Source organism: Alloprevotella sp. Lung230 (assembly GCF_014385435.1).
Lineage (GTDB): Bacteria > Bacteroidota > Bacteroidia > Bacteroidales > Bacteroidaceae > Alloprevotella.
On sequence record NZ_JACSUD010000006.1, the window covers coordinates 121,238 to 143,353 of the forward strand.

A 22,116-nucleotide genomic window follows, 5' to 3' on the forward strand; every position below is an offset into this window, starting at 1 on the left:
ATGCAAAGGTAGGGGGAAAAAACTACACAGACAATACCTATTAATGGGTATTTTGAAACCTAATTTCACTACTGTCCCGTCGTAGAGTCAACCAGCAAGTGCAAAATTACAATATTCTCTTGTAGAACTCTTTTTTGGGTGTTTCAAAATTAAGTTTCTGTCTGGGTCTATTATTGATTTTCTTCTGTATCATTGCAATCTTTTTGTCGGTGTAGTCATCAAAGTTTGCCTGCTTAGGTATATATTGTCTGATGAGTTTGTTCGTATTCTCAATAGCCCCTTTTTGCCATGAAGAATAGGGATCTGCAAAGTAAACCTTTGCGCCTAGATACTTTGTGATGAGTTTATGTGCAGCAAATTCAGGTCCATTGTCGGTGGTAATGGTTTTTATATGTTCTTTGTAAGGAAGGAGTAGTCTTCGCACCTGCTGCATAGCAAGTGGCTCCGACATCTTACCATGTGGTAATTTTGTCATAAACAGCATGTTCGTGGAACGTTCCACGATGGTGAGGATAGCATGACCGAAATGGTCTACGATTAAGTCCATCTCGTAGTCGCCAAATCTCTTTCCATCAGCTTTTTCTGGGCGTTGGTGTATGCTGATTTTTCGGCTATAGGGAAACGTTTGTGCTTAGGTCTACGTCTGTATTTTAGCTTATGACGCGTATGTTGTGCCAATATTCCAGTAGCATCAGCATGTATGATGTTGTAGATGCTTTGATGTGAGACACTGACGCCTTCCTTCTTCAATACGCCCGATATTTGTCGTGGAGACCATTGTTCTTCTAGGATGAGTTGTTTGATTCTCCACACCAATTCTGGAGCAAGGGCTGCATTGCGTGTGGGACGCTTGCGACGCTCCATCGCCTTATCGTGCGCCTTGAACCAAATGTACTTGCCCGACCGAGTACTGTTGCGTCTTAATTCACGAGAAAGCGTGGATTGACTGGTTCCCACGATACGTGCGATTTCTTTTCTTGGGCATTTTCTTTGTAGTAAGGCAAAGATTTGCGATCTTTGCTCTGAGGTTAGTTGTTTGTACATAGGCAATACAAAGATAATTAATCTCGGGGAGTCCTCCAAAAGGAGACTCCTTTTTTGTATTGCCGGTATCGCTCTTCGGGGCTGCACGCCCCGGCCGCGAGGCAAACCCGCGGTGTTTTTCATGGATTAGGACCTATGAAAAAACAAATGATTTGTTGCACTTCGATTTTGAAAGTACGCACGAAGCGAGAGAAGAAACGAGAGAAGGTTGCCCCCATTTCTTCTCGCGCGTGCGCGTATCTCCTACAACAGCGTGGGGATTTTGCCTTCACACCTTCACCCAACGAGGTAAATCACAGAAAGACAGGAGGTTGCGGGTGAAGGCAGGACATAGATTTGCCTTCACCTCCTTCACGAATTTTGCCTTCACCGGCAACCCACTCATTGACAGATGGTTATAAATTCCGGTGAAGGCAGTGAAGGCAAAAAACGGGGTTTTACATGTAGTGATGCGCGCATACGCGCGCGAGAGAACGCGAGAGAATATAGAGAATAGGGATAGGAGCGCAGAAAATTTACCTCAGAGATAAATGCAACTCCCTCAGAGGTAGAAAAAACTACCTCTGAGGGAGATTTGGCGGCCGGCCACAAAAAACTGTGCCCCAACAAGTGGGACACAGTTCCAAAAAACAATTATAAAAACTAACCGACGTAATGCGAAAGCAAGGCATTACGCCAACGAAGGAAAAAGGAGACTACTTGACCAAGATGCGCTTGCCGCCTTGGATATAGATTTGGCCGCTTTCGGGCGTCACCACACGGCGACCACTCAAATCGTAGAGCTGTTCGCTACCCACCTGGGCCGGAGTGACCACTGCATCAATGGCGCTGAGCACATCGAGGTCGGAGCGAGTGAGCTTGAACTCCTTGATCGAAGCGATGGTCTGTCCGCCCATGTTGATGACCAAGCCGAGGGCCACTTCCGTCTGTTCGGGAAGCACGAAGGTGAGGGTGTTCACCGCGTTGGCACCGATGTTCTCCATACGTGCGGAAGCGAGGGCACCATTGAGTTCAGCCGTGTTGGGGAGCGTCTTGCCGGCAGCCACCACGAGGTGAGAACCGGAGGCATTGCTGTCGTTGAAGCCTTCGTCGAAGGTGGTGCTGAAGTTGTAGACACCGGCGGGGAGCGTCACCACTTGGTAGCACTTGTGGTCGGTGAGCGTGGAGAACTTGTCCCAGCCTGCGGTGAAGGTGAAGCAAGTGTTCTTCTGGCGGTCAACGTGTACGCCGGTGATGATTTTGCCATTTTCGGTGGTCACGCTGTTTTCGAGCGTCCAGTCCTTGATGGCATACCAGCGATTAGACTGGGTGTTGTTCACCTGCTTGGCACTGTTGTAGGCGAAAGGCTTCTTGAAGTTGCTGAGATGATCTTTCGTCACATCTTGCACCTGGCTGTCGAAGTTGAGGCAGAACACACCCTTCGAGAGACTCCATGCGTCGCCATCGGGGCCGAAGCCGGTGCGGTGGCCGTTGTTGCCGGTCGTGGTGCGGTCGGTCACATCGCCACCGGTTTGGTTGAAGTCGTAGTAGAGGAGGAGCTTGTCGGCGCCTTGCTCAGCAGCACGAACATCGGCGATGGGGGCGTTGGCATATTCGCGCAACTTCTCTTCGCTGAGGGCAGTGCCCCAAACACGAAGTTCGTCGATTTGGCCACTCATCTCGGCCGAACCGGTGCCGATGGCAAACTGGCTCATGGCGGGGAAAGTGGTGCTGGTGATGTTCATTCTCCGTAGCAAGAGACCATCGCGATAGATGGACACTTGACCATTGCGGAAAGTCACTGCGTAGTGGTGCCATTCGCCGGCGACGACGATTTCTGCACCGGTTTCGACCTTCGTGTTGTGGCGGTGTACGATGAGTTTGCCCGTAGAGGACACCTTGATCTGGAAGGTGGCATCGGCATCACCCAAACCGCAAGAGAAGTCGGAAAGTTTGGCGGGGTTCATCCACCACTCGATGGTGGCTTCCTTGTCGCCTTGCTTGATGGGAGAGTGGTCGGCCACAACGCGCGAAGCACCACCACTGAAGTTCAATCCATTGCGAGAGTCGGCATTGGTCACGACGAACCCACGCGATTGGCGTTTGATGCTGGTGCCGACGCCATTCTTCACAGTGAGCACTGCATCGTAGACGCCGGGGGCATCGATGGAGATGTTGCATTGCTTGCCGTTGACAAGGTAGCTCTTGGCAGGGCTGCTGAGAATCCATTGCCATTGGGTGGGAGCAAACTTGGAAGCGTCGCGCAGGCTACCCTTTTCGCCTTTGAGCAATACGCCTTCGGGGATGTTGAAGTCGGCCACAGGCGCCACTTCGGTCACTTTCACTTTGTGAGAGGCAGTGGCCTTTTGTCCATCAGGGGCGGTGACGGTGAGCGTGACGTTGTAAGTTCCGAAAGTGTCGTAGGCCGTAGAAGCCGTGATGGCCTTTGAGACAGCGACATCGCCACCAGGCATACTCCATTCGTAGAAGTAGCCGGGTTGAGGCGTGGTGGGCGTGAGGGTGACGCGCTCACCGGCAGCCACTTCGGCTGCACTGACGGCAAAGTCGGCCACGGGCGCTGCACCGGCTGCAACAGTGACCGCCTTGGTCACGGTGATGTTCTTGCTGCCGGTGGTATTGGCCGCTTTGAGGGTGATGTTGTAAGTGCCGGGGCGGGGATAAGTGAGCGTTACGCGGTCGCCCTTAAACTGGGTGACACCGGCTTCTGGAGCATCCCATGTGAGTTGAGTTGCGGCATCGGGATAATAGGCCGTGAACTCGGTCGGCATACCGGCAACGAGTTTGTCTGCACCAACGATTTTAGTGTTGGCACTGCTCAAGGTGGAGTTGACTTCCGTGGCAAACTTTTTGTCGCTATTCACCTGCTCGTAGGTCGAAGCATCGGTGTTGGCGAGAGGAGCGTGGTGTCCGCCCACGCAGTCGCGGAGGTAAGGACGGCCATCGATGGTGATGATGTCGCCCTTGTAGTAGGCAATCAGACCTTGGGGCATCACATCGCCGCTGAACTCAACATTCTTGGTCGCGTTGAGGCTGTAAGCCACACGTGCGTTGTCCCAAATGCGGATTTCATCGTAGGTGGCATCGTTGTAGTTGTTGTTGCTGTTGCTCGCAGAGAAAACGAGGTCGCCGAAGCCACCGATACCTTTATATTCGGTACCACCGCTGGCCGTCTTGGCCACACCGCCATTGACGTGGAGGCGCAGGACGCCGTTGTTCACCACCATGGCAATGTGCGACCACTTGCCCACTTGGAGCGAACCGCCGTCGGTCGTCACGCGGTGGTTGGTGTCCCACCCTGCGGTGTAGCTGCCCGAAGCATCGGAGTGGCTCATGAACTGACCCCATCCCGGACCGGTGGCTTGGTTCCAAGAGGTCAGAGAGTTGGGACGAATCCAGAATTCGATGGTGGCCGAGGAGAACTTCTTAGAGAAGATGTCGGGGATAGAGAAGCCATTCTTCTTGAGGTTGATGGCCACATTGGGGGTTTGGGCGACAACAGCCGAAGCAACGGTTACGGTCTTAGAGACAACACCCGTTTCGTAGACGGCGGCAACGCCATACACCCCACTTTCGGTGGCGGCAAAGGTGCGTTCGGTGGTTTCGCCCAGCAGTTCGCCATTGCGGAACACCTTGTAGGTCTTCACTTCATGACCACCGGCTTGCGGAGCCATCCAAGCGAGTTTGCCATTGTCGAGGGTGAGGTTTTGAGGCATGCCGTATTGCTCGCCATACACCACTGTCGTGATGACAGTCTCTTTTCCACCAGGCACATCGACCACCTTGTTGGTACCGAGGTCGAAGGGCGTTTCCACTCCCTTTTGGTCGAACTCATAGTCAATCACACCGGCGTGGTAGACATGGCCCTTGCCGACAGCACCGCTGCCCGACTTGGTACGGGCGTTGATGGTGAAGAAGAACTTGAGGGGACGCGAAACGTCGAACTTCGAAGTGAGGTCGGTGAGGTCGTAGCCGAATTCCATCGGTTCGTCGTGGAGTTTGCCATCGGCCCACTTGCCGAGCATCGGAATGGCGGGGGCGGGCTTGGCATCGCCGTTCTTGCCATCACCGGCAAAGCGGAAGTGTTCCAACTCGATTTCTTGATCGGGGTGCGTCGCATTGAGGTTGGCGCTGACACCGACTTTGAGCATGATTTCAGAGCGGTGGGAGTAATCCATCTTCACTTTGAGGGTGCGGAGGGGACGATAGTTTTTGCGCACGCGGTAGATTTCGGGCGTCCATCCACCGTTGCCCGTGCCCACAGGGCCGGAATAGGCATAGGGGCAGTAGATGAAACCGTTGTTGGCCCAGAGTCCCCAAGAGTTGACAATAATCCAGGCACCGCGCTCATTATCGTTTTCGCCGGCCTTTCCGTTGCCGTCAAGATCAAACTCGATACGGTCGTCATAGCCTACGATGGTGAGGGCATGGTCGACCTGCTTTCCCCAAGAGGCGACGTATTTCTGTCCGACCACACCAGCAGCTTGGTTGGCATCGGTGTTGGGGATTTGTCCTTGGGTCACGGCCGAAGCCACACCGATACCGAGCAGACCACCGGCATGGAAGTCGGGGTCGCCGTTGTGGTTCCACAGCCAGTTTTTCGCTATCTCGCGACTTTCGGGCGTGTTCAGGCTGCCGCCGGGAAGGCGTGCGGGCCAAAACATACGGTTGTGCATGGCTTCAAACCACTTGTCGTAACCCGTCATCCACCCGAAGTCGTTTTGCGTTTCGTCCTGCGGGCCAAAGAGGGAGGAGTAGGTGCGGCCACCATAGGTCGTGGCCGAAGGCACGCCCACGCGCGACACCATCTGATCCTTACCGGAGCCACCCGAAGTGAGCAACCAAACGAAGTGGGTGGGATAGAGATGGTCGGGCACGGAGGCATCGAGATCGCGGAAAGCGTTGATTTCATGGGTGAACATGTAGCCGATGCGCGAAGCGGAGCCGCATGAACCACCAGACTGATTGAATACCGGTGGGAAATACTTGGTCGATGCGTTGTTGAAGTGGTCGGGACGTTGCGCCACAGGAGCGGGGCGCAACCCCTTGACACTGGGCGTTGCACCATAGCGGAGCAAGGAGGCATCGACCCGCGTCACAGGGGTGAAGTCGGTGTACTTCTTGCGATCGACATTGTAGGGCTGCGCGGCCATCGGCAGGGCAAGTGCAGCCAACAAAGTCAATGAGTAAATGCGTTTCATGGAGCGTAAAAATTAAAAAGTTTCTGCTGAAGAATAAATAAAGTTTGCTGATTGAAGATTTCAAAAATAGGCTCAAATGGCTACTATTTGGCTGCAAATATAAACCAAACCTTGCATTCTCACAAGAGAATGGTGAAAAAACTATCATTTTTTCGCACAATTAGCGGTTTTATGTCGTATCTATGCAGAACAAAGAAGAAGAGGCAGGGATAGACAAACAAAGACGGAACTCGCGGGAGGAGTTCCGTCTCTGTGTGGATGGAGAGCATCGAAAAGGAGGCTTATTCTTTGACGCGGGCGGTGAGGATGCGCACGTCTTCGATTGGGCGGTCGTTGGAGTCGGTGGCGACCTGCTGCATGCGGTCGATGACCGAAAGGCCGGCGGTCACTTCGCCAAACACGGTGTATTGTCCATCAAGGAAGGGCGTACCGCCTTCGGTCTCGTAGGTGCGGGCCATGTCTCCGTTGATGACGCCTTGGAGGCCGGTGGCGGCTTCGACTTGGTCGATGATGGGAGCGAGGCGGGAAAGAGAGTAGGTTTTGCCCCAAACGATGTAGAACTGGGTGGCGCTGCTACGGCGCTCGGGATTGACGTCGTCGCCCTGACGAGCAGCGGCGAGGGCACCGCGGTGATGGAAATAGTAGGGCAGGTCGAGTTCAAGGGGGAGTGTATAAGGGAGGTCGCCTTCACCGAGTGTTTGTCCGGGCTGCGCGGTCTTGGAATCTGGATCACCGGCCTGCACCATAAAGTCGCGGATGACACGGTGGAAAAGGATGCCGTCGTAGAAACCTTCACGCACCAGTTTTTCGAAGTTGCGGGAATGCTGGGGTGTGTCGGGATTGAGCGCCACGGTGAAAGTACCTACGGTGGTCACGAACTCGATGTGAACGCGTTTGTCGCGGGCATGGAGAGTGAGCGACAGGGCGAGAAAGCAGAGGAGAAGCAGACGTTTCATCGACAGAAGGTGGGGAGAAGAGTTAGGCCTGAGTGAAGGCTTCGCTCGTGATTTTGTTGGGCTCTTTGGCGAGCGAATGGAGGGGCGACATGTCTTTACGACGTGCAGAACGGCTCACGGAGAGAATCATCCCGAAGTAGACACCGGTGATGATGGTCGATGTTCCACCTTTGGAAATGAGGGGAAGCGTTTGTCCCGTGACCGGACCGACACCGACGGCAACGAGCATATTCAGCAACGCCTGCACTACGAGAAGCAGTCCTAAGCCCATCGCCAAGAAAGCGGGAAAGTTGTGTTCGCAACGGCTGGCGATGCGCCCGACGCGGAAGAGGAGGGTAAGATAGAGTACCACAACAAAGAGGCAACCGGGAAGGCCCAGTTCTTCACCGATGATGGCAAAGATGAAGTCCGAGTAGGCGGCGGAAAGGAAGTCGCGCTGTACGGAACGCCCTGGTGCCACACCAGTGCCGTGGGCGCGAGCCATGGCGATGCGGGCATGAACCACTTGGCGGTTTTTGTCGGTGACCACAAAATCGTGGGGGTCGGGGGTGATGACCATATGCTTGCCGTCCAGGCGAGAGCGCCAAGTAGAGAAACGCTGCAGGGCACGCCCTTCGTAGATGGGGTCATCGGGATCGGCCGGGAGTGCTTTCAGCCCCAAATAGAAGACTCCTCCCAATGCTCCGACGACAAGTGTTGTGATGAGCAACTGCTTACGAGGAATGCGTCCGACCACCATCATCAGAAAGACGACAAATCCAATGAGAGCCGCGGTGGAGAAGTTTTGCGTCACAATGAGCACTGTGATGATAAATGTAATGCTCAGTATGGGGATGATGGCTTTTTTGTTGGCTGTCTTTTCTCCTTGACTTGTGCTCAGAATGAGTGCTACTGTTGTCACCACAATACCTTTGGCCAATTCAGAGGGCTGAAAGGAGAATGGGCCGAGGGGAATCCATCGTGCACCATTGTTAAGATTGGCACCTGCTACGAGGACGTAAAAGAGCATAAAAACGATGGCGGGAAAACCGAAGATAGGGATGAGCTTGAAGAGGCGGCAGGGGAAATTATGGATACAAAAGGCTGCCACTCCTGCCAGCAGCAGGAAAAGTCCATGATGAAGCAGGGGTGACCAGAAACTACCTTCTTTGAGTGCGAGAAAACTCCCGGCACTGTACACTTCAATCAACGAGATGACACTAAGAAAGAAGAAGATGGCCCAAACCACGAGGTCGCCTTGGAGACGGAAGAATTTCATATCGAAAAGGGGAACGAGAGTGGGAGGTTGGAAAAGAGAAGACGAATACGAGCTCATCAGAGCGCGCTGACAAGGGCCTTGAACTGCCGGCCGCGGTCGGCCATGTTTTGGAAGAGGTCGAACGAAGCGCAGCAGGGGGAGAGCAACACTGTGTCACCGACTTTTGCCAATGTTCGGCAGGCGGCAACGCATTCGGCCATCGAACCGGTGTCGGCTACAGCGATGCCGGCTTCGGCCGCGAGTGCATCAAAAGCTGCGTGCAGTTTGGCATTGTCGGCTCCCAGATAGACCAAAGCGCGGCACTTCTCGCGCACCAAAGTATAGAGGGCCGAATAGTCGTTGCCTTTGTCCGTGCCGCCCACGATGAGGACAACGGGGGTGGTTTGAGCTTTCAGCGCTACGAAGCAGGCATCGACATTGGTGGCTTTGGAGTCGTTGATGTAGTGCACACCATGGAAAGTGCCCACCGGTTCCAGGCGATGCTCGACACCTGAAAAATCGTGGAGACAGGCACGCACCACTTCGGGCGAGACACCGGCTTGCAGAGCCGCCATTGCCGCGGCCAGACAGTTGCGGAGGTTGTGGCGACCGGTCAGTGCCAGTTCGTCAAGAGGCATCTCAAAGGGGACGGGAGCCGACAAACACAGCACAGCACCGGGAGCAAACCCATAAGCATCATGACCGGACTGCCCTACTCCACTACCCAGCGAACCTTCGGCCGGAAGGTCGGTGAAAGGAAGAAGGTGCTGCACGTGAGGCAGCTTCTCCAGTTCGGCAGGCACGTATTCATCGTCTGCCCAATAGATAAAGGTGTCGTCCGGCTGCTGATTGCGGGTGATGCGCATCTTCGAGTGGACATAGTTCTGCATGCAGAAGTCGTAGCGGTCGAGGTGGTCGGGCGTGATGTTGAGGAGGACGGCGATGTTGGCACGAAAATCAAACATCGTGTCGAGCTGGAAAGAGGAAAGTTCGAGCACAAACCAATCGGGCATCCCTTTTTCTTCGGCTTCCGCCACTTGGAGGGCGAAGGAGCGCCCGATATTGCCGGCCAATCCGACACGAAAACCGGCTTTTTGGAGGATATAGTAGATGAGGGAAGTCGTGGTGGTTTTGCCATTCGAACCGGTGACGCAAAGCATCTTGGCCGAAGTGTAGCGGGCGGCAAACTCGATATCGGCTATCACGGGCGTACCTTGGGCGTGAAGTTTCACGATAATGGGCGCGGTGTCGGGGATACCGGGGCTTTTCACCACTTCTGTGGCGGCGAGAATACGCTCAGTGGTGTGTTGTCCTTCTTCCCACCCGATACCGTGGGCATCGAGCATCGCTTTGTAGTGGGGTTGAATGACGCCTTTGTCGGACACAAAGACTTCGTAACCTTTCTGCTGCGCGAGGATGGCAGCACCGACACCGCTCTCGGCGGCACCCAGAATGACAAGTTTCATCGTGTTTTATCGAATTTTGAGCGTGATGATGGTAAAGGCGGCGAGAAGAATGGTGGTAATCCAGAAGCGCACCGTAATCTTCGATTCGTGGAAGGGATGGCGCGGCCAGCGGCGAATGAGGTAGATGGAGGTGGGGTCGAGCTGACTGTCGAGACGGCGGAAAGCATCGTGGATGGGCGTGCTCTTGAACACTCGGACGCGGCGGCCTTTGCGCTTAAAGAACTTGAACACCTGGGTTTGCACAATGACACTCACGCTCTCAAAGAGGAACACCCCGCAGAGGATGGGCACGAGCAGTTCCTTGTGGATAATGATGGCCAGCACCCCAATGATGCCGCCGATGGCGAGCGAACCGGTGTCGCCCATGAACACCTGGGCGGGATAGGCATTGTACCACAGAAAACCGATGAGCGCTCCCACCGTGGCGCAGATGAAGATGACCAGTTCCTGGGAACCCGGCACGAACATGATGTTGAGATAGGCGGCATATTCAATGTGGCTCGACACATAGGCCAAGACACCGAGAGCGATGCAAATGAAGGCACTGTTGCCAGCGGCCATTCCGTCCATTCCATCATTGAGGTTGGCCCCATTGGACACAGCGGTGGTCACGATGATGACCATCAGCACAAACACAATCCAGCCTACAGCCTGCTTGTGTTCACCCAAGAAACCCACGAGGTCGGCGTAGTCGAAGTTGTTGTTTTTGACAAAAGGAATGGTGGTTTTGGTGCTTTTCACCGCCTCACTCTTGTGCACAATCTCTGTGCGGTCGCCCACACGCTGGTGCTCGATGTTTTCGCGGATGACGGCATCGGGACTCAGATAGAGCGTCAGCCCCACCACAAAGCCCATGATGATCTGCCCCAAAATCTTCCAGCGACCGGCCAGACCTTCTTTGTTTCTCTTGAAAATCTTGATGTAGTCGTCCAAAAAACCGATGGCGCCGAACCAAAGGGTGGTGGCAATCATCAGGAGCATATAGATGTTGCGCAGACGCCCCAGCAAAATCACGGGAATGAGAATGGCCACAATAATGATGATGCCGCCCATCGAGGGGACACCTTTCTTTTCCACGCCAAAGGGATCGATACTGATATCACGAGCCGTTTCGCCAATGTTGCGGCGCTTCATCGTCTTGATGAAATATTCGCCAAACACCATCGAGATGACCAAAGCAAGCATCAACGCCAGCAGAGAGCGGAAAGAGATGTAGCCCCACATGGCCGAACCAGGAATACCGAACTGCTCAAGGGCACGGAAGAGATAGTAAAGCATGAAAGGAAAGAATTTCTATTTTTTGAAAGGTCGAAAAAGGAAGCGAAGGGGGAAAGCTCTTCGTGGGATTACATTCCGAAGGCGGCGCGTACCTCTTCGTGGTCGTCGAAGTGGTGCTTTACGCCTTTCACCTCTTGATAGGGCTCATGTCCCTTTCCGGCCACGAGGATGACATCGCCGGGTTGCGCCATCATGGCAGCTGTGCGAATGGCTTCGCGGCGATCGACGATGGCGAGGGTGCGCGTGCGCTGTTCTTCGTCCAAACCGGCCAACATATCGTTGACAATATCTTGCGGTTCTTCAAATCGTGGATTGTCGCTGGTGATGATGACACGGTCGGAGCGCTTGGCCGCTTCCTGTGCCATCAATGGGCGCTTCCCTTTGTCGCGGTTGCCACCGGCTCCACAAACGGTGATGACACGGCCACGACCATTGACGATTTCGTTGATGGCCACCAGCACATTCTCCAGAGCATCGGGCGTGTGGGCATAGTCAATGACTGCACTAAATCCTTTCGGCGAACGGATGGTTTCAAAGCGACCATTCACGGGTTTCAATCCCGACAACACGCGAAGCACTTCGTCGGCCGCCTTGCCCAGATTGAGGGCTGCACCATAGACGCCGAGGAGGTTGCTCACATTAAACCGTCCCACAAAAGGTACGCTCACCTCATGCCCATCAATGTCAAGCAACATTCCCTCGATACTCTCCTCGATGATGCGTCCCTTGTAGTCGGCGGCCGCACGGGTGGAATAGGTGAACACACGAGCGGCGCAGTTTTGCACCATCACGCTCCCATTGCGGTCGTCGGCGTTGACGATGGCAAAAGCCGTCTTCGGCAGTCCGTCAAAGAACATCTTTTTGGCATCGCGGTAGTTCTCAAACGTGCCGTGATAGTCGAGGTGATCGCGAGTGAGGTTGGTGAAGATGCCGCCTTGGAAAGTCAGCCCGCCGATGCGGTGCTGATGGATGGCATGGGAAGAGCATTCCATAAAGGCATACTCACAACCTGCTGCCACCATCTCCGCCAGCAAGGCGTTGAGCGAAATGGGGTCGGGGGTGGTGTGAGTGGCTTCGACAGGGCAATCGTCGATGTAGTTGCACACGGTGGAAATCAGTCCCACCTTATGCCCCATGGCGCGGAAAAGTTCGTAGAGCACGGTGGCAATGGTGGTCTTGCCATTCGTCCCCGTTACGCCCACCAATTTGAGATGTGCAGTGGGATTGCCGTAGAACGTGGTGGCCATCTGTCCCAGCACACGCTCCGTGTCGGGTACTTGCACAAAAGTCACGCCTTCCGGCATCTCTGCCAAGGCTTCGCTGTGCAGTACAGCGCCGGCTCCGAGTTCAATGGCTTTTCCGATATAGGCATGTCCGTCGGTCTGCGTTCCTTTCACGGCTACAAACAAGTTGCCGGGTTTTACAAGGCGTGAGTCGGTGCAGACGCCCGTGATATCAAGGTCCGTGCTGCCGGCAATGTGCAGCGTTTGGAGGGATTCGATGAGTGTGGTAAGAAGCATGGCTATTGTTTTTTCTTTTTATGGGTCTCGGGCAGGGCAGCCATCTTTTCTTTGGTTTCCTGCGTTGGAGGTACTTTTTTAGTGGGTGTCGGTGGAGGAAGAGCTTGCTTTTTGAGGCTGTCTTTCTTCACAGAGTCGGGACTTGCTGTCGTTGTGGGCAGTTCGGTGTCCTCTTCGTCGGGAATATGCTTCGGGTCGGTCGACAGCAGAAGTTCCACCCGCGTACCTTTTCGCACCGCTGTACCGGGCTTGACGTTCTGCCGCACAACGCGTCCCACGCCGCGCACCTTTACCCTCAAGCCCATTCGTTCGAGTCGATAGACGGCATCGCGCAATCCATAGCCTGTCAGGGCCGGCATACCGGCGCGTCGAGGCTCAGAGGTGAGTTCGGCACGTGCCGTGCCTCCGGTGTTGCAGCCCCATGCCATACCATCAACGCGGGCAATGCGATCGGTGTGCGGGATGCTGAAGCCATCAAGCACGGTGTTGAGCGCCTCCAGATTGCCGGGGAGCATCGTGGGGAGGGCATGCCGGAAGTCGGTGCTGTCCATTGCGGTCGTATAGTTGGTGTTGAGGTCGCGCGCCATCACCGTTTCGGCCACTTTCTTGAACACCGGACAGCAGTGCAGTCCACCATAGGCAGGAGCGCCCTTCTCGATGCACACAATCATCGAATAGCGAGGGGCATCGGCCGGAAAATAGCCGGCAAAGCTCACCAGATAGTCCGAGGCAAAACCGGCTTTACTCCAAATCTGCGCGGTGCCGGTCTTGCCCGCCACCTTGAAGTGCCGAGAATAGGCCATCTTGCCCGTACCGGAGTTCTTACCCACCACGCCTTCCAGGCAGAGCTGAATGTTGCGGAGGGTCTCGTCCTTACACATCTTCTCGCGAATGACCGACACGGGAAACTCCTGCACCACTTCATCACCGCGCTTGATGGCGGTGACAAAGCGAGGGCGAATGAGTTTGCCACCGTTGGCCACTCCGTTGTAGAAGGTGAGGGTGGAAATCGGGGGTATCTGCGTTTCGTAGCCGATGCTCATCCAAGGCAGGGTCGTGCCATACCAGCGGTCGGGATTGTCGCGGCGGTGGCGGATGCGGGGCACCCTGTAGCCGGGGATGGGGATGTGGAGATTTTCGGCAATGCCGATGCGATAAAGTCCGTCGACAAACTGGTCGGGATTGCTTTGGTAGGCATTGTCGATAAGGGTACTGACCCCCACATTGGAGGATTTTTTGATGATTTCCGGCACACTGAGCACGCCGTCGCCACCCTTTCGCCAGTTGGAGTCGCGCATCTTGCGACCGTGCATCTCTCGCACACCGCAGCCGGTGTCGCAGGTCGACGACATCGTAATTTTTCCATCGTCCATCGCCACCATAAACGACATCGGTTTGAACACCGACCCCGGTTCCATCATGTTGGTCAACGCCCGCGGTTCAATCTCGGCATAGGTGCCGTCTTTGAGGCGCGAGAGGGAAGAGATGGCTTTCACATCACCCGTGGCCACCTCCATCAGGATGCACATCCCGGCTTTGGCTTCCAAGCGGCGCAGCTGGTCGCCCAGTGTTTTCTCGGTGATGTCTTGCAGGGCCACATCGAGGGTGGTCACCACGTCGCAGCCGTCAGTGGCCATCGTATCGATCACGTTGAGATAGCGATTCGACACCTTCTGGCGGTGGTAGATGCCCGGGACGCCACTCAGTTCCTTGTCGAAAGCCAACTCCAAACCACTCAGGGCCGAGTCGTTGTCCGAACGCAGGGTGCCGATGGTGCGTGCCGCCAATCGTCCGAAGGGATTCTTGCGCCGACGAAACTCCTCGGTGTAGAAGCCACCGCGTGCCGACGAGAGGCGAAAGAGGGGGAGTTTCTTGAGTTCGGTGAGTTGGATGTAGGTGACGCGGCGGTTGTAGAGGGATATGTTGTGACTTTTCTTCTTGCGGCCTTCCAGAATGCGCCGTCTCACCTTGTCCGGTTCGATGCCGGGTACAATGCGGTGCATCCCCACCACAATGCTGTCCAAGCAGTGGGTGAGGATGGAGTCACGAAAGTGCTGATCTTTGATGGCCCGCAAGGAGTCGCGCTCCCAAGTCATGGGGTCGAGGTAGATGCGATATTCCGGCAGGGAGGTGGCGAGCACCTGCCCGTCGGCTGCCAGGATGTTGCCCCGTGTAGCGGGCAGCACCTTATAGTTGCTTTCATACTTCGCACTCACCGTCAGCCAATAGTCATGCTCGACAAACATGATATAGGCCGCCTTACCGAGGATGACAAGTCCGGCTATGGCACAAAACACCACGATTGCGACGTAGCGTGGAATGATGTCTTTGGAAGGAAATGTCGGTTTTCTTTTCTTCATGTTTTGCAAAAACGGATGAGGCTGTCAGAGTGGTAGCGTTTCGCCGGAGCGTGCCGACCTTGGATTTCGGCAGGAAGATAATGCAGAAGTGAGTGCTGTGTTTTTTTGCACTTCATTCTGCCTTCTCTTTCTCCACCGGCAGGCAGAAGGGACGTTCTGTAGGCTGCCGCAACGTGGTGTCTTTGAGCTGACTTTCCACCTTTGAGCCCAAGGTGCGTTCACGCAACTCGCTTGAGAGGGTGAGCGACTTGTAGCGGCTGTCCAAAAGGTTTTTAGAGAGGGTGTCGTTCTCAATCATCTTTTCGCGGGTGAAGTAGCCCAACGACACGTAGACCATCGAGAAGAAGATGATCAAGCTGAGCAATTTCCAGTTGTGTCGGAGAAGCCCTACCAACCCTGCGCCGCCGAGGAGTTCGCGTATCATCTCTTTGGAAAACATCGTGTCTTCCTCGCCCAAATATCGACGCAAATTCTCGCGTAGGTTTTGTCGTTCGGTCTCTTCGGCCGAGGGCGCGTCTGCTTCGGCGGCAGTCTGCACGTCTTCCACATTCACGGTGTCGGTGCCCATCTCTGCTTCGTCCGCAGGGAGGTCGGCTTTAGGCTCCTCAGTGGGAGTTTTGATTTCAAATGCAATATCCGGCTGTTTCATCACGTCTCAATTCAATGTTCGTTTCACAGGCGTTTTCTCGCCACGGCATTGCTCAAAACTCATGCTTCGTTTTGACACGGCTCGTTGGGCTGAACGAAAACGTTCGTTTCACAGACGTTTTAGGGCTTCTTTTCGGCCACTTTTTCTGCGATGCGGAGTTTGGCGCTGCGGCTGCGGGGGTTGGTGCTTTGCTCCTCGGGCGAAGGCACAATGACCTTGTTGTTGATGGGGCGCAAAGGCGAGAGGCGGTTACCAAAGAAGTCCTGCTCCACCTTTCCCTCCACATTGCCCGAGCGCATGAAGTTCTTGACCATTCGGTCCTCAAGGCTGTGATAGGTGAGCACCGACAGTCTTCCGCCGGGCTTCAAGCAACGCAAAGCACCGCGCAGCATTTCTTCGAGGGCTACCATCTCGTGATTCACCTCAATGCGCAGGGCTTGAAACACGCGGGCCAAATCCTTCTTCTCCCGATCGCGGGGCATCATCGGTTTGACCACTTGCAGCAGGTCGTCGATGGCACTGAAAGCCTGCTCTTGTCGGCGCGCCACGATGGCGGCTGCCAGCCGTCGCCCATTTTTCAGTTCGCCGTAAAGTTGGAAGATCTTGGCCAAATCCTCTTCGCTACGGGTGTTGAGCACCTGTGCAGCGGTCTCGCCCCCACGGCCGTTCATACGCATATCGAGGGGAGCATCGAAGCGGAAGGAGAAGCCCCGCTCCTCGGCGTCAAAATGATGGCTCGACACCCCCAAATCGGCCAAAACACCATCCACCCCCTCCGTCTGTCCATGATAGCGCATCCAGTGGGTGAGGTAGCGGAAGTTGCTGCGCACAAAGGTGAGGCGGCTTTCGTCCGCCGGCACGTTCTGTTCGGCATCGGCATCTTGGTCAAAACTGAACAATCGCCCTTCGCAGCCCAAGCGCGACAGAATTTCACGGCTGTGTCCACCGCCGCCGAAAGTGACATCGACATAGACGCCGTCGGGCTTCACATCAAGGCCGTCGACGGTTTCGCGCAGGAGTACAGGGACATGATAGGTGGGGCAGAATGTGGGCATAGCGGAGCGTGTATCGGGTTGCAGAGAGCAAAGGTAGCAATAAATCTTCACATTCTCTCTCTCGACAGGAAATTATTTTCTCAGTGCCTCCACCAACCCTCCCAACCATCTGTGCTAACCAACTTATTATCAATGTATTTTTGTTTTCCACAATCGGAATGTGTAAGGCTTTATTTCCATCCCTCCACAATAAAACCCCAAATTGCCGTTATTATTATTTTAATATAGGTATCCTCTTCCCCTCTGCCGCCCCTGCCACATCGGGCGGAATACTTCCTTATTCTTAGAACATGACGACAAGTTTTGCCTTTGCACGCCCGATGTACGTGATGCTCAAACCCGCCGGCTCACTGTGCAACCTTCGCTGCAAATACTGCTACTATTTAGAAAAGAACAAACTCTACAACAACACCCGGAAGCAGGTGCTGTCGGACGAATTGTTGGAGAAGTTCATCAAGGAATATATCGAAGCTCAGACCACCCCCGAAGTACTCTTCACCTGGCACGGCGGCGAAACGCTCATGCGTCCTATCTCCTTCTATCGGCGTGCCTTGGAACTCCAACGCACCTACGCCCGCGGCCGCGCCATCGACAACAGTATTCAGACCAATGCCACGCTGCTCACCGACGAGTGGTGCCGCTTCTTCAAGGAAAACAACTTCCTCGTGGGCGTCTCCATCGATGGGCCGCAGGAGTTCCACGACGAATATCGCCGGACGGCGGGCGGCGGTCCCACCTTCCGCCAGGTGATGCGGGGCATTGACCTGCTCAACAAGCACGGCGTGGAATGGAACGCGCTGGCGGTGGTCAACGACTTCAACGCCGACTACCCCCTCGAGTTCTACCACTTCTTCAAAAGCATCGATTGCCACTACATCCAGTTCACCCCCGTTGTGGAGCGCGCCGTGGAGCGCACCGACGGCCTCACCCTCGCCCCCGGCATGCAGGGCGATGCCGCAGGACTGACCGACTTCTCCGTCACGCCCGAGCAATGGGGTAATTTCCTCTGCACCATTTTCGATGAGTGGGTGCGGCACGATGTGGGCGAATACTTCATCCAAATCTTCGACTCCACCCTCGCCAACTGGGTGGGACAGGCACCAGGACTCTGCACGCTGGCCAAAGAGTGTGGGCACGCGGGGGTGATGGAGTTCAACGGCGATGTCTACTCGTGCGACCACTTCGTCTATCCCGAGCACCGACTGGGCAACCTCCACGACAAGACCATCACCGAAATGATGTATTCCGAGCAGCAAAACGAGTTTGCCCGCCTCAAGCACCGCCGACTGCCCCAACAATGTCGCGAATGTGAGTTCCAATTTGCCTGCCACGGCGAATGTCCGAAAAACCGGTTTATGACGGACAAATACGGCCACTACGGTCTCAACTACCTCTGCAAAGGCTACTACCAATTTTTCCAGCACGCCGCGCCCTACATGGACTTCATGAAAAAGGAACTGGAGCAGCAGCGCCCACCTGCCAACGTGATGCACCAGATTTTCGTATAGTCCGTTTGTTCTCCCACCCTTCAAAAAAAAGAGACGTTCCCATCGTGGGAACGTCTCTTTTTTATCATCTCGGGGAACTAAGCCTAATGAAGCATTTAGTTCATATCCGCCCAAAGGCCGGAGGGATCTTTTTCGGAGGAAAGAATAGAATTCTCGGTAGTGATGGTACTACCGGAATCCAGTTTAATGGTTCCGCCGCTGGCGGCAATCATACCTTCGGTGCACATACGCATCATTTCGGCGCGGGGCGCCACATATTTCTTGTTCATAGGAGTATCGTTTACTTTTGGATGAATTTCTTACCATTTTGTAGATAAACACCACCTTGGGCAGGGGTGAGTACGCGGCGACCGCTCAAATCATAGATGGGAGCATGGGCGGCTCCGGTGTCGAGGGTTTCGATGCCGGTGACGTGTCCGAAGGAGAAGTCGAGCGCTTGTGCAGATCCCGATGCAGTGGTCACGAAGGCGCGGAAAGCGCGCTTGCGCAAGCCGGTAGCAAGTTTACCGAACACGGCTTCACCACTTGCATTCTTCACGAGTGCGTAAACATTTTCAGAGGCAGTGATAGGAGTTACAGCAGTTGTAGTAGCACCAGTCAAATCATTGTCGGTCAATGCAGCGGCAGTGTCATCGACAAGTTTGAGATTCACCGTAGTGTTGGGTGTTGCACGTACAATAAAAGCTGTATTGCCGGGAATTGTACCTTCAATAGAGGTAAGAACAAGATTTGTACCTTGTCGCTTTGCCTTATAAGCTGTTCCATCAGACAAAGTAGCAGCAACTGGAGTGAAGAAAGTGGCATAGCCGGTTTCACCAACCACAATGGGAAGTTCATTTACCTCTTCGAGTTTGAAACGATAGCCATCGCTGTCGGAGTTCTTAGCACCCGCATCAGTTTTCTGACTATTAGCATCAGCAAAAAGACCACGATTACCTACATTGATACGATAGATACTAAAGGCATTGGCATTTTTACTTTCGTGAAACTCGATGGTCTGACCTGCACTGCTATAATCTCCTATCGCAGGGAAATTAGACTTCAGAGCAACAAACTTACCAGCATCCACACCCACGAGATTTGTACCATCAAAGTAGAAGAGGGTGGAAGCCTCGGCCGAGGCTACGATGCTCAAGCGATTGTCAACATTATTCGCACTGATGTACTTTTCACCATTCTTCGTAGTCTTAATGCGGAAGAACTGCCCTTCCTCCGGCATATTCAGTTTTGCATTTAACGCCGCAACCAAAGCCTTTTCAATCGTTGGGATATCCTCACTTTCTTCTGCCGCTATGTAATCTTGAGCAGGTTCAGGATAATATTGTCCCAACTCAACACCCAATGGGCGAAGTTGTTCTGCCTCACTTAGACGTTGTTTGGCAGCAGCAAGAAGTTGTCCTTCATTATAATTGGATTTTTCTACTTTCCAAGTAGAACCTCCTACACTTGTGCCTTCCCATGCTACAACGTAGCCATTGTTATCGGCATGAATTGAGTTGTGGTGCGTATGTCCGGGCTGATTGCAAATAAAAGCAACTTGGTCGGTATTACCGTCAAAAACTTTGAGTTTAAAGACACCTTGAGTTGCAGAGTCACCGAAGCCAGCCAAAAGACCTCGACCTCCAGCGTTTCCAGTATTTCCTACCTTTCGAGTTGAAGCAACATGAGTGAATGTTACACCGGCAGCAGAGCCTTTCACTAAAAACGCAGATTCAGCTCCTTTTGTCGGTTTATGGCAGACGTTACCAAAAATATCTACTGTAACATACTTTCCTGCACGTGCAGGAGTTTGAAGGGTAACTTGGGTGTCAATGCTCGCATAAAGCGTGTTGTACCAACTGTCTACTTTAGCCAACGCTGTGGTGTTTCCTGCTTCAGTATTTTCAGGATCGTAAGCAGTCATCTCATTTTTGACAGTTGTCACAGTAGTAGCGTTAAAGAGGGCCTGTGCTGAAGTGTTACTCAACAAATGATTGAGTTCTGCCTTGCGCTTCTTATAGCTAATAAGGTGGTCATTGAGGTCGATTTTGGTAAAAGTGAATTTACCACCGACATCATTAGCAGCTGCACCATTCATCCAGTAAGAAACTCCTTGGTTGTCATTGAGGTAACCATTGGGTGTATCTTTTTCTCTGAAGTGGAAGCCGGAAGCATTAGTAAGCACATAGTTGCGTGCTTGAGTCTCAGCCATCATTTCCAACACCACTTGGTCAGCCACAGAGGCAGAACCGGCAGCTTTACCCGTACCGGCTTGACGATTCAAGATCTTGTAGCCATCAAAAGGATTACCCTTGAATTGGAAGAGGTAGTTATCGGAGTAGGTAGTGGGAGCCGTTGCGGACCTTTCCAACTTGTGAGATGTTGAATTATAGCTAATGTAAAGGTTACGTATCGTGAGTACGTACCAGTTATCGTTTTGCGTAAAGTTGGTAACAGGAACAAAAGGATAATCACTGCCAAGCGTAACATTGATATCATATTCATGCGTACTGGCAGATGATACCGTACCTGTGGGGAAAGTGGCTGTGCAGTTCGCAGGAAGTTCGCAGGAAGGATAGTTTCCACCAATCTTAGCAGGAAGCGTCACGGTCTTCTTTTGAACACCTTGATACTTCAAATTGTAGGTGAGCGTTACGGCATCATTTTCTTTACAGATTTCCCAAGAGGAGTTGGGGTCATTCGCATTCCAACCACCGATGGGACGCTCATCCAAAAGTCCTCCATGGGCATTCCAACAAGTCGCATCATGTGCATAACTGCCATTAGTTGCAATAATATCGAACGCACCATTGTAGGAGCTTGCATTATTGTCGTTCACCACCAGCCAGTCGTTGGCAGCGCTCTCTTCTACAAGTTCTGTAATATTACCTTGTTTAGCATTAGTCTTCCATTTTACAAACTTTTGGGCATCAACTGCATAGATTTTGTAGCGATTGGTTGTACCCGTCTGGATAAAACGAAACTTATACTGCTTACCCGATAAGTTATTGTCCACTTTCAATTCATTAGCCAATGCCCCCACAAAGTAAGTCGTATTATTGTGGTTGCGAATCACCACGTCTTTAGAATCACCTGCGGTGGCAGCATTTGTTCCTGCCGGCCACGACCAATCGGCCTGCGACACGTCTTTCGGCTCATAGGTATAAACCGATTGTGCCATTGCTCCCATGGTCACTGCCATAAAGAGCAAGAGGAGTGAGTAAATTTTTCTCATGTGATAAAAGATAAAAGAGATTAAGAATTTCCGTTTTTTCAAAAGAGTGCATACCGCTTTGTCAGGTCGGCCTGTCAATCTTAAACAATCGTTCGCAAAGATAATCTAAAAAGCAAAATCAGCACTTGCTTATCAACTAAAAAGATGTTAAACTATCGCATATTTGAGCGTTTCAATGAAAAAATGCGCCAGAAAGTAAGTAAAGATAAGTATTTTATTTCTTTTTGATGATTAGAGGGATATTTGTGTCCGTGCAAATGGTCGTGGCAGAACCTGGGAGGAACTTTGCGACTCCCTACTTGCAGCCCCAAAAGGATTGATCGATTGGGTCTCTACTATCTCTGAGGTAGCCGGATTTACCTCTGAGGTAGTTTGAATTAGTTCTGAGGTAGTTTGATTTACCTCTGAGATAGTTTTTCTCCCTCAAGGTCGCTGTCCTTTTCCTCGCGCGCACGCGCGCGTCACTACACTATAGCTGTGTTTTTTTTCCTTCACTGCCTTCACCTATGGGCGCTATGCCTCAGCCATCGTGGGGGCGGGTGAAAGTTTTCCTTCGGTTTGCCTTCACCCACAATACTTTGTCTTTCTGTGACTTAGGGGGCGGGTGAAGGCAGTGAAGCTTTTTCCCACA

General features: G+C 53.3%; 12 protein-coding genes and 1 pseudogene. 1 reads left to right on the forward strand and 12 read right to left on the reverse strand.

The window, feature by feature from the left end; genetic code table 11:
- Positions 1 to 106: 106 nt before the first annotated feature.
- The 10 genes and pseudogenes from H8527_RS05340 to rsmH form a co-directional block, all read right to left on the reverse strand.
- Positions 107 to 1,044: pseudogene (locus H8527_RS05340) on the reverse strand (IS30 family transposase).
- 695 nt (positions 1,045 to 1,739) lie between these two features.
- Positions 1,740 to 6,242 (reverse strand): LamG-like jellyroll fold domain-containing protein, encoded by a 4,503-nt coding sequence (locus H8527_RS05345; protein WP_187546254.1) that lies wholly within the window; start codon positions 6,240 to 6,242, stop codon positions 1,740 to 1,742.
- A gap of 281 nt (positions 6,243 to 6,523) precedes the next feature.
- A complete protein-coding gene (locus H8527_RS05350; protein WP_187546256.1) occupies positions 6,524 to 7,198 on the reverse strand; it encodes a peptidylprolyl isomerase in 675 nt (224 codons plus the stop codon).
- Between the two features lie 22 nt (positions 7,199 to 7,220).
- Complete coding sequence (locus tag H8527_RS05355) at positions 7,221 to 8,456, reverse strand: FtsW/RodA/SpoVE family cell cycle protein (RefSeq protein ID WP_187546258.1); 1,236 nt, start codon at positions 8,454 to 8,456, stop codon at positions 7,221 to 7,223.
- 56 nt (positions 8,457 to 8,512) lie between these two features.
- Positions 8,513 to 9,901, reverse strand: a complete 1,389-nt coding sequence (gene murD, locus H8527_RS05360; RefSeq protein WP_187546260.1) for a UDP-N-acetylmuramoyl-L-alanine--D-glutamate ligase — start codon at positions 9,899 to 9,901, stop codon at positions 8,513 to 8,515.
- A gap of 6 nt (positions 9,902 to 9,907) precedes the next feature.
- Entirely contained in the window at positions 9,908 to 11,179 is a 1,272-nt protein-coding gene (locus H8527_RS05365; RefSeq protein WP_187546261.1) for a phospho-N-acetylmuramoyl-pentapeptide-transferase, read from the reverse strand.
- Between the two features lie 68 nt (positions 11,180 to 11,247).
- Positions 11,248 to 12,699 carry a UDP-N-acetylmuramoyl-L-alanyl-D-glutamate--2,6-diaminopimelate ligase gene (locus H8527_RS05370; RefSeq protein ID WP_187546263.1) on the reverse strand — a complete coding sequence of 484 codons (1,452 nt, stop codon included), beginning with the start codon at positions 12,697 to 12,699 and terminating at the stop codon, positions 11,248 to 11,250.
- A 2-nt stretch (positions 12,700 to 12,701) separates the two neighbouring features.
- Positions 12,702 to 15,059, reverse strand: coding sequence for a penicillin-binding transpeptidase domain-containing protein (locus H8527_RS05375; RefSeq protein ID WP_187546265.1), 2,358 nt, complete (start codon positions 15,057 to 15,059; stop codon positions 12,702 to 12,704).
- Between the two features lie 112 nt (positions 15,060 to 15,171).
- Positions 15,172 to 15,708: an FtsL-like putative cell division protein gene (locus H8527_RS05380; RefSeq protein ID WP_187546267.1), complete on the reverse strand. Its 537-nt coding sequence runs from the start codon at positions 15,706 to 15,708 to the stop codon at positions 15,172 to 15,174.
- Positions 15,709 to 15,827: 119 nt separating this feature from the next.
- Positions 15,828 to 16,763 (reverse strand): 16S rRNA (cytosine(1402)-N(4))-methyltransferase RsmH, encoded by a 936-nt coding sequence (gene rsmH, locus H8527_RS05385; protein ID WP_187546269.1) that lies wholly within the window; start codon positions 16,761 to 16,763, stop codon positions 15,828 to 15,830.
- A gap of 290 nt (positions 16,764 to 17,053) precedes the next feature.
- Here rsmH and H8527_RS05390 point away from each other — a divergent pair, with 290 nt between their 5' ends.
- Positions 17,054 to 18,271, forward strand: a complete 1,218-nt coding sequence (locus tag H8527_RS05390; RefSeq protein WP_187546271.1) for an anaerobic sulfatase-maturation protein — start codon at positions 17,054 to 17,056, stop codon at positions 18,269 to 18,271.
- A gap of 95 nt (positions 18,272 to 18,366) precedes the next feature.
- Here H8527_RS05390 and H8527_RS05395 read toward each other — a convergent pair whose 3' ends face one another.
- Entirely contained in the window at positions 18,367 to 18,540 is a 174-nt protein-coding gene (locus H8527_RS05395; protein ID WP_187546273.1) for a hypothetical protein, read from the reverse strand.
- Between the two features lie 11 nt (positions 18,541 to 18,551).
- Positions 18,552 to 21,485, reverse strand: a complete 2,934-nt coding sequence (locus tag H8527_RS05400) for a hypothetical protein (RefSeq protein ID WP_187546275.1) — start codon at positions 21,483 to 21,485, stop codon at positions 18,552 to 18,554.
- Positions 21,486 to 22,116 lie beyond the last annotated feature (631 nt).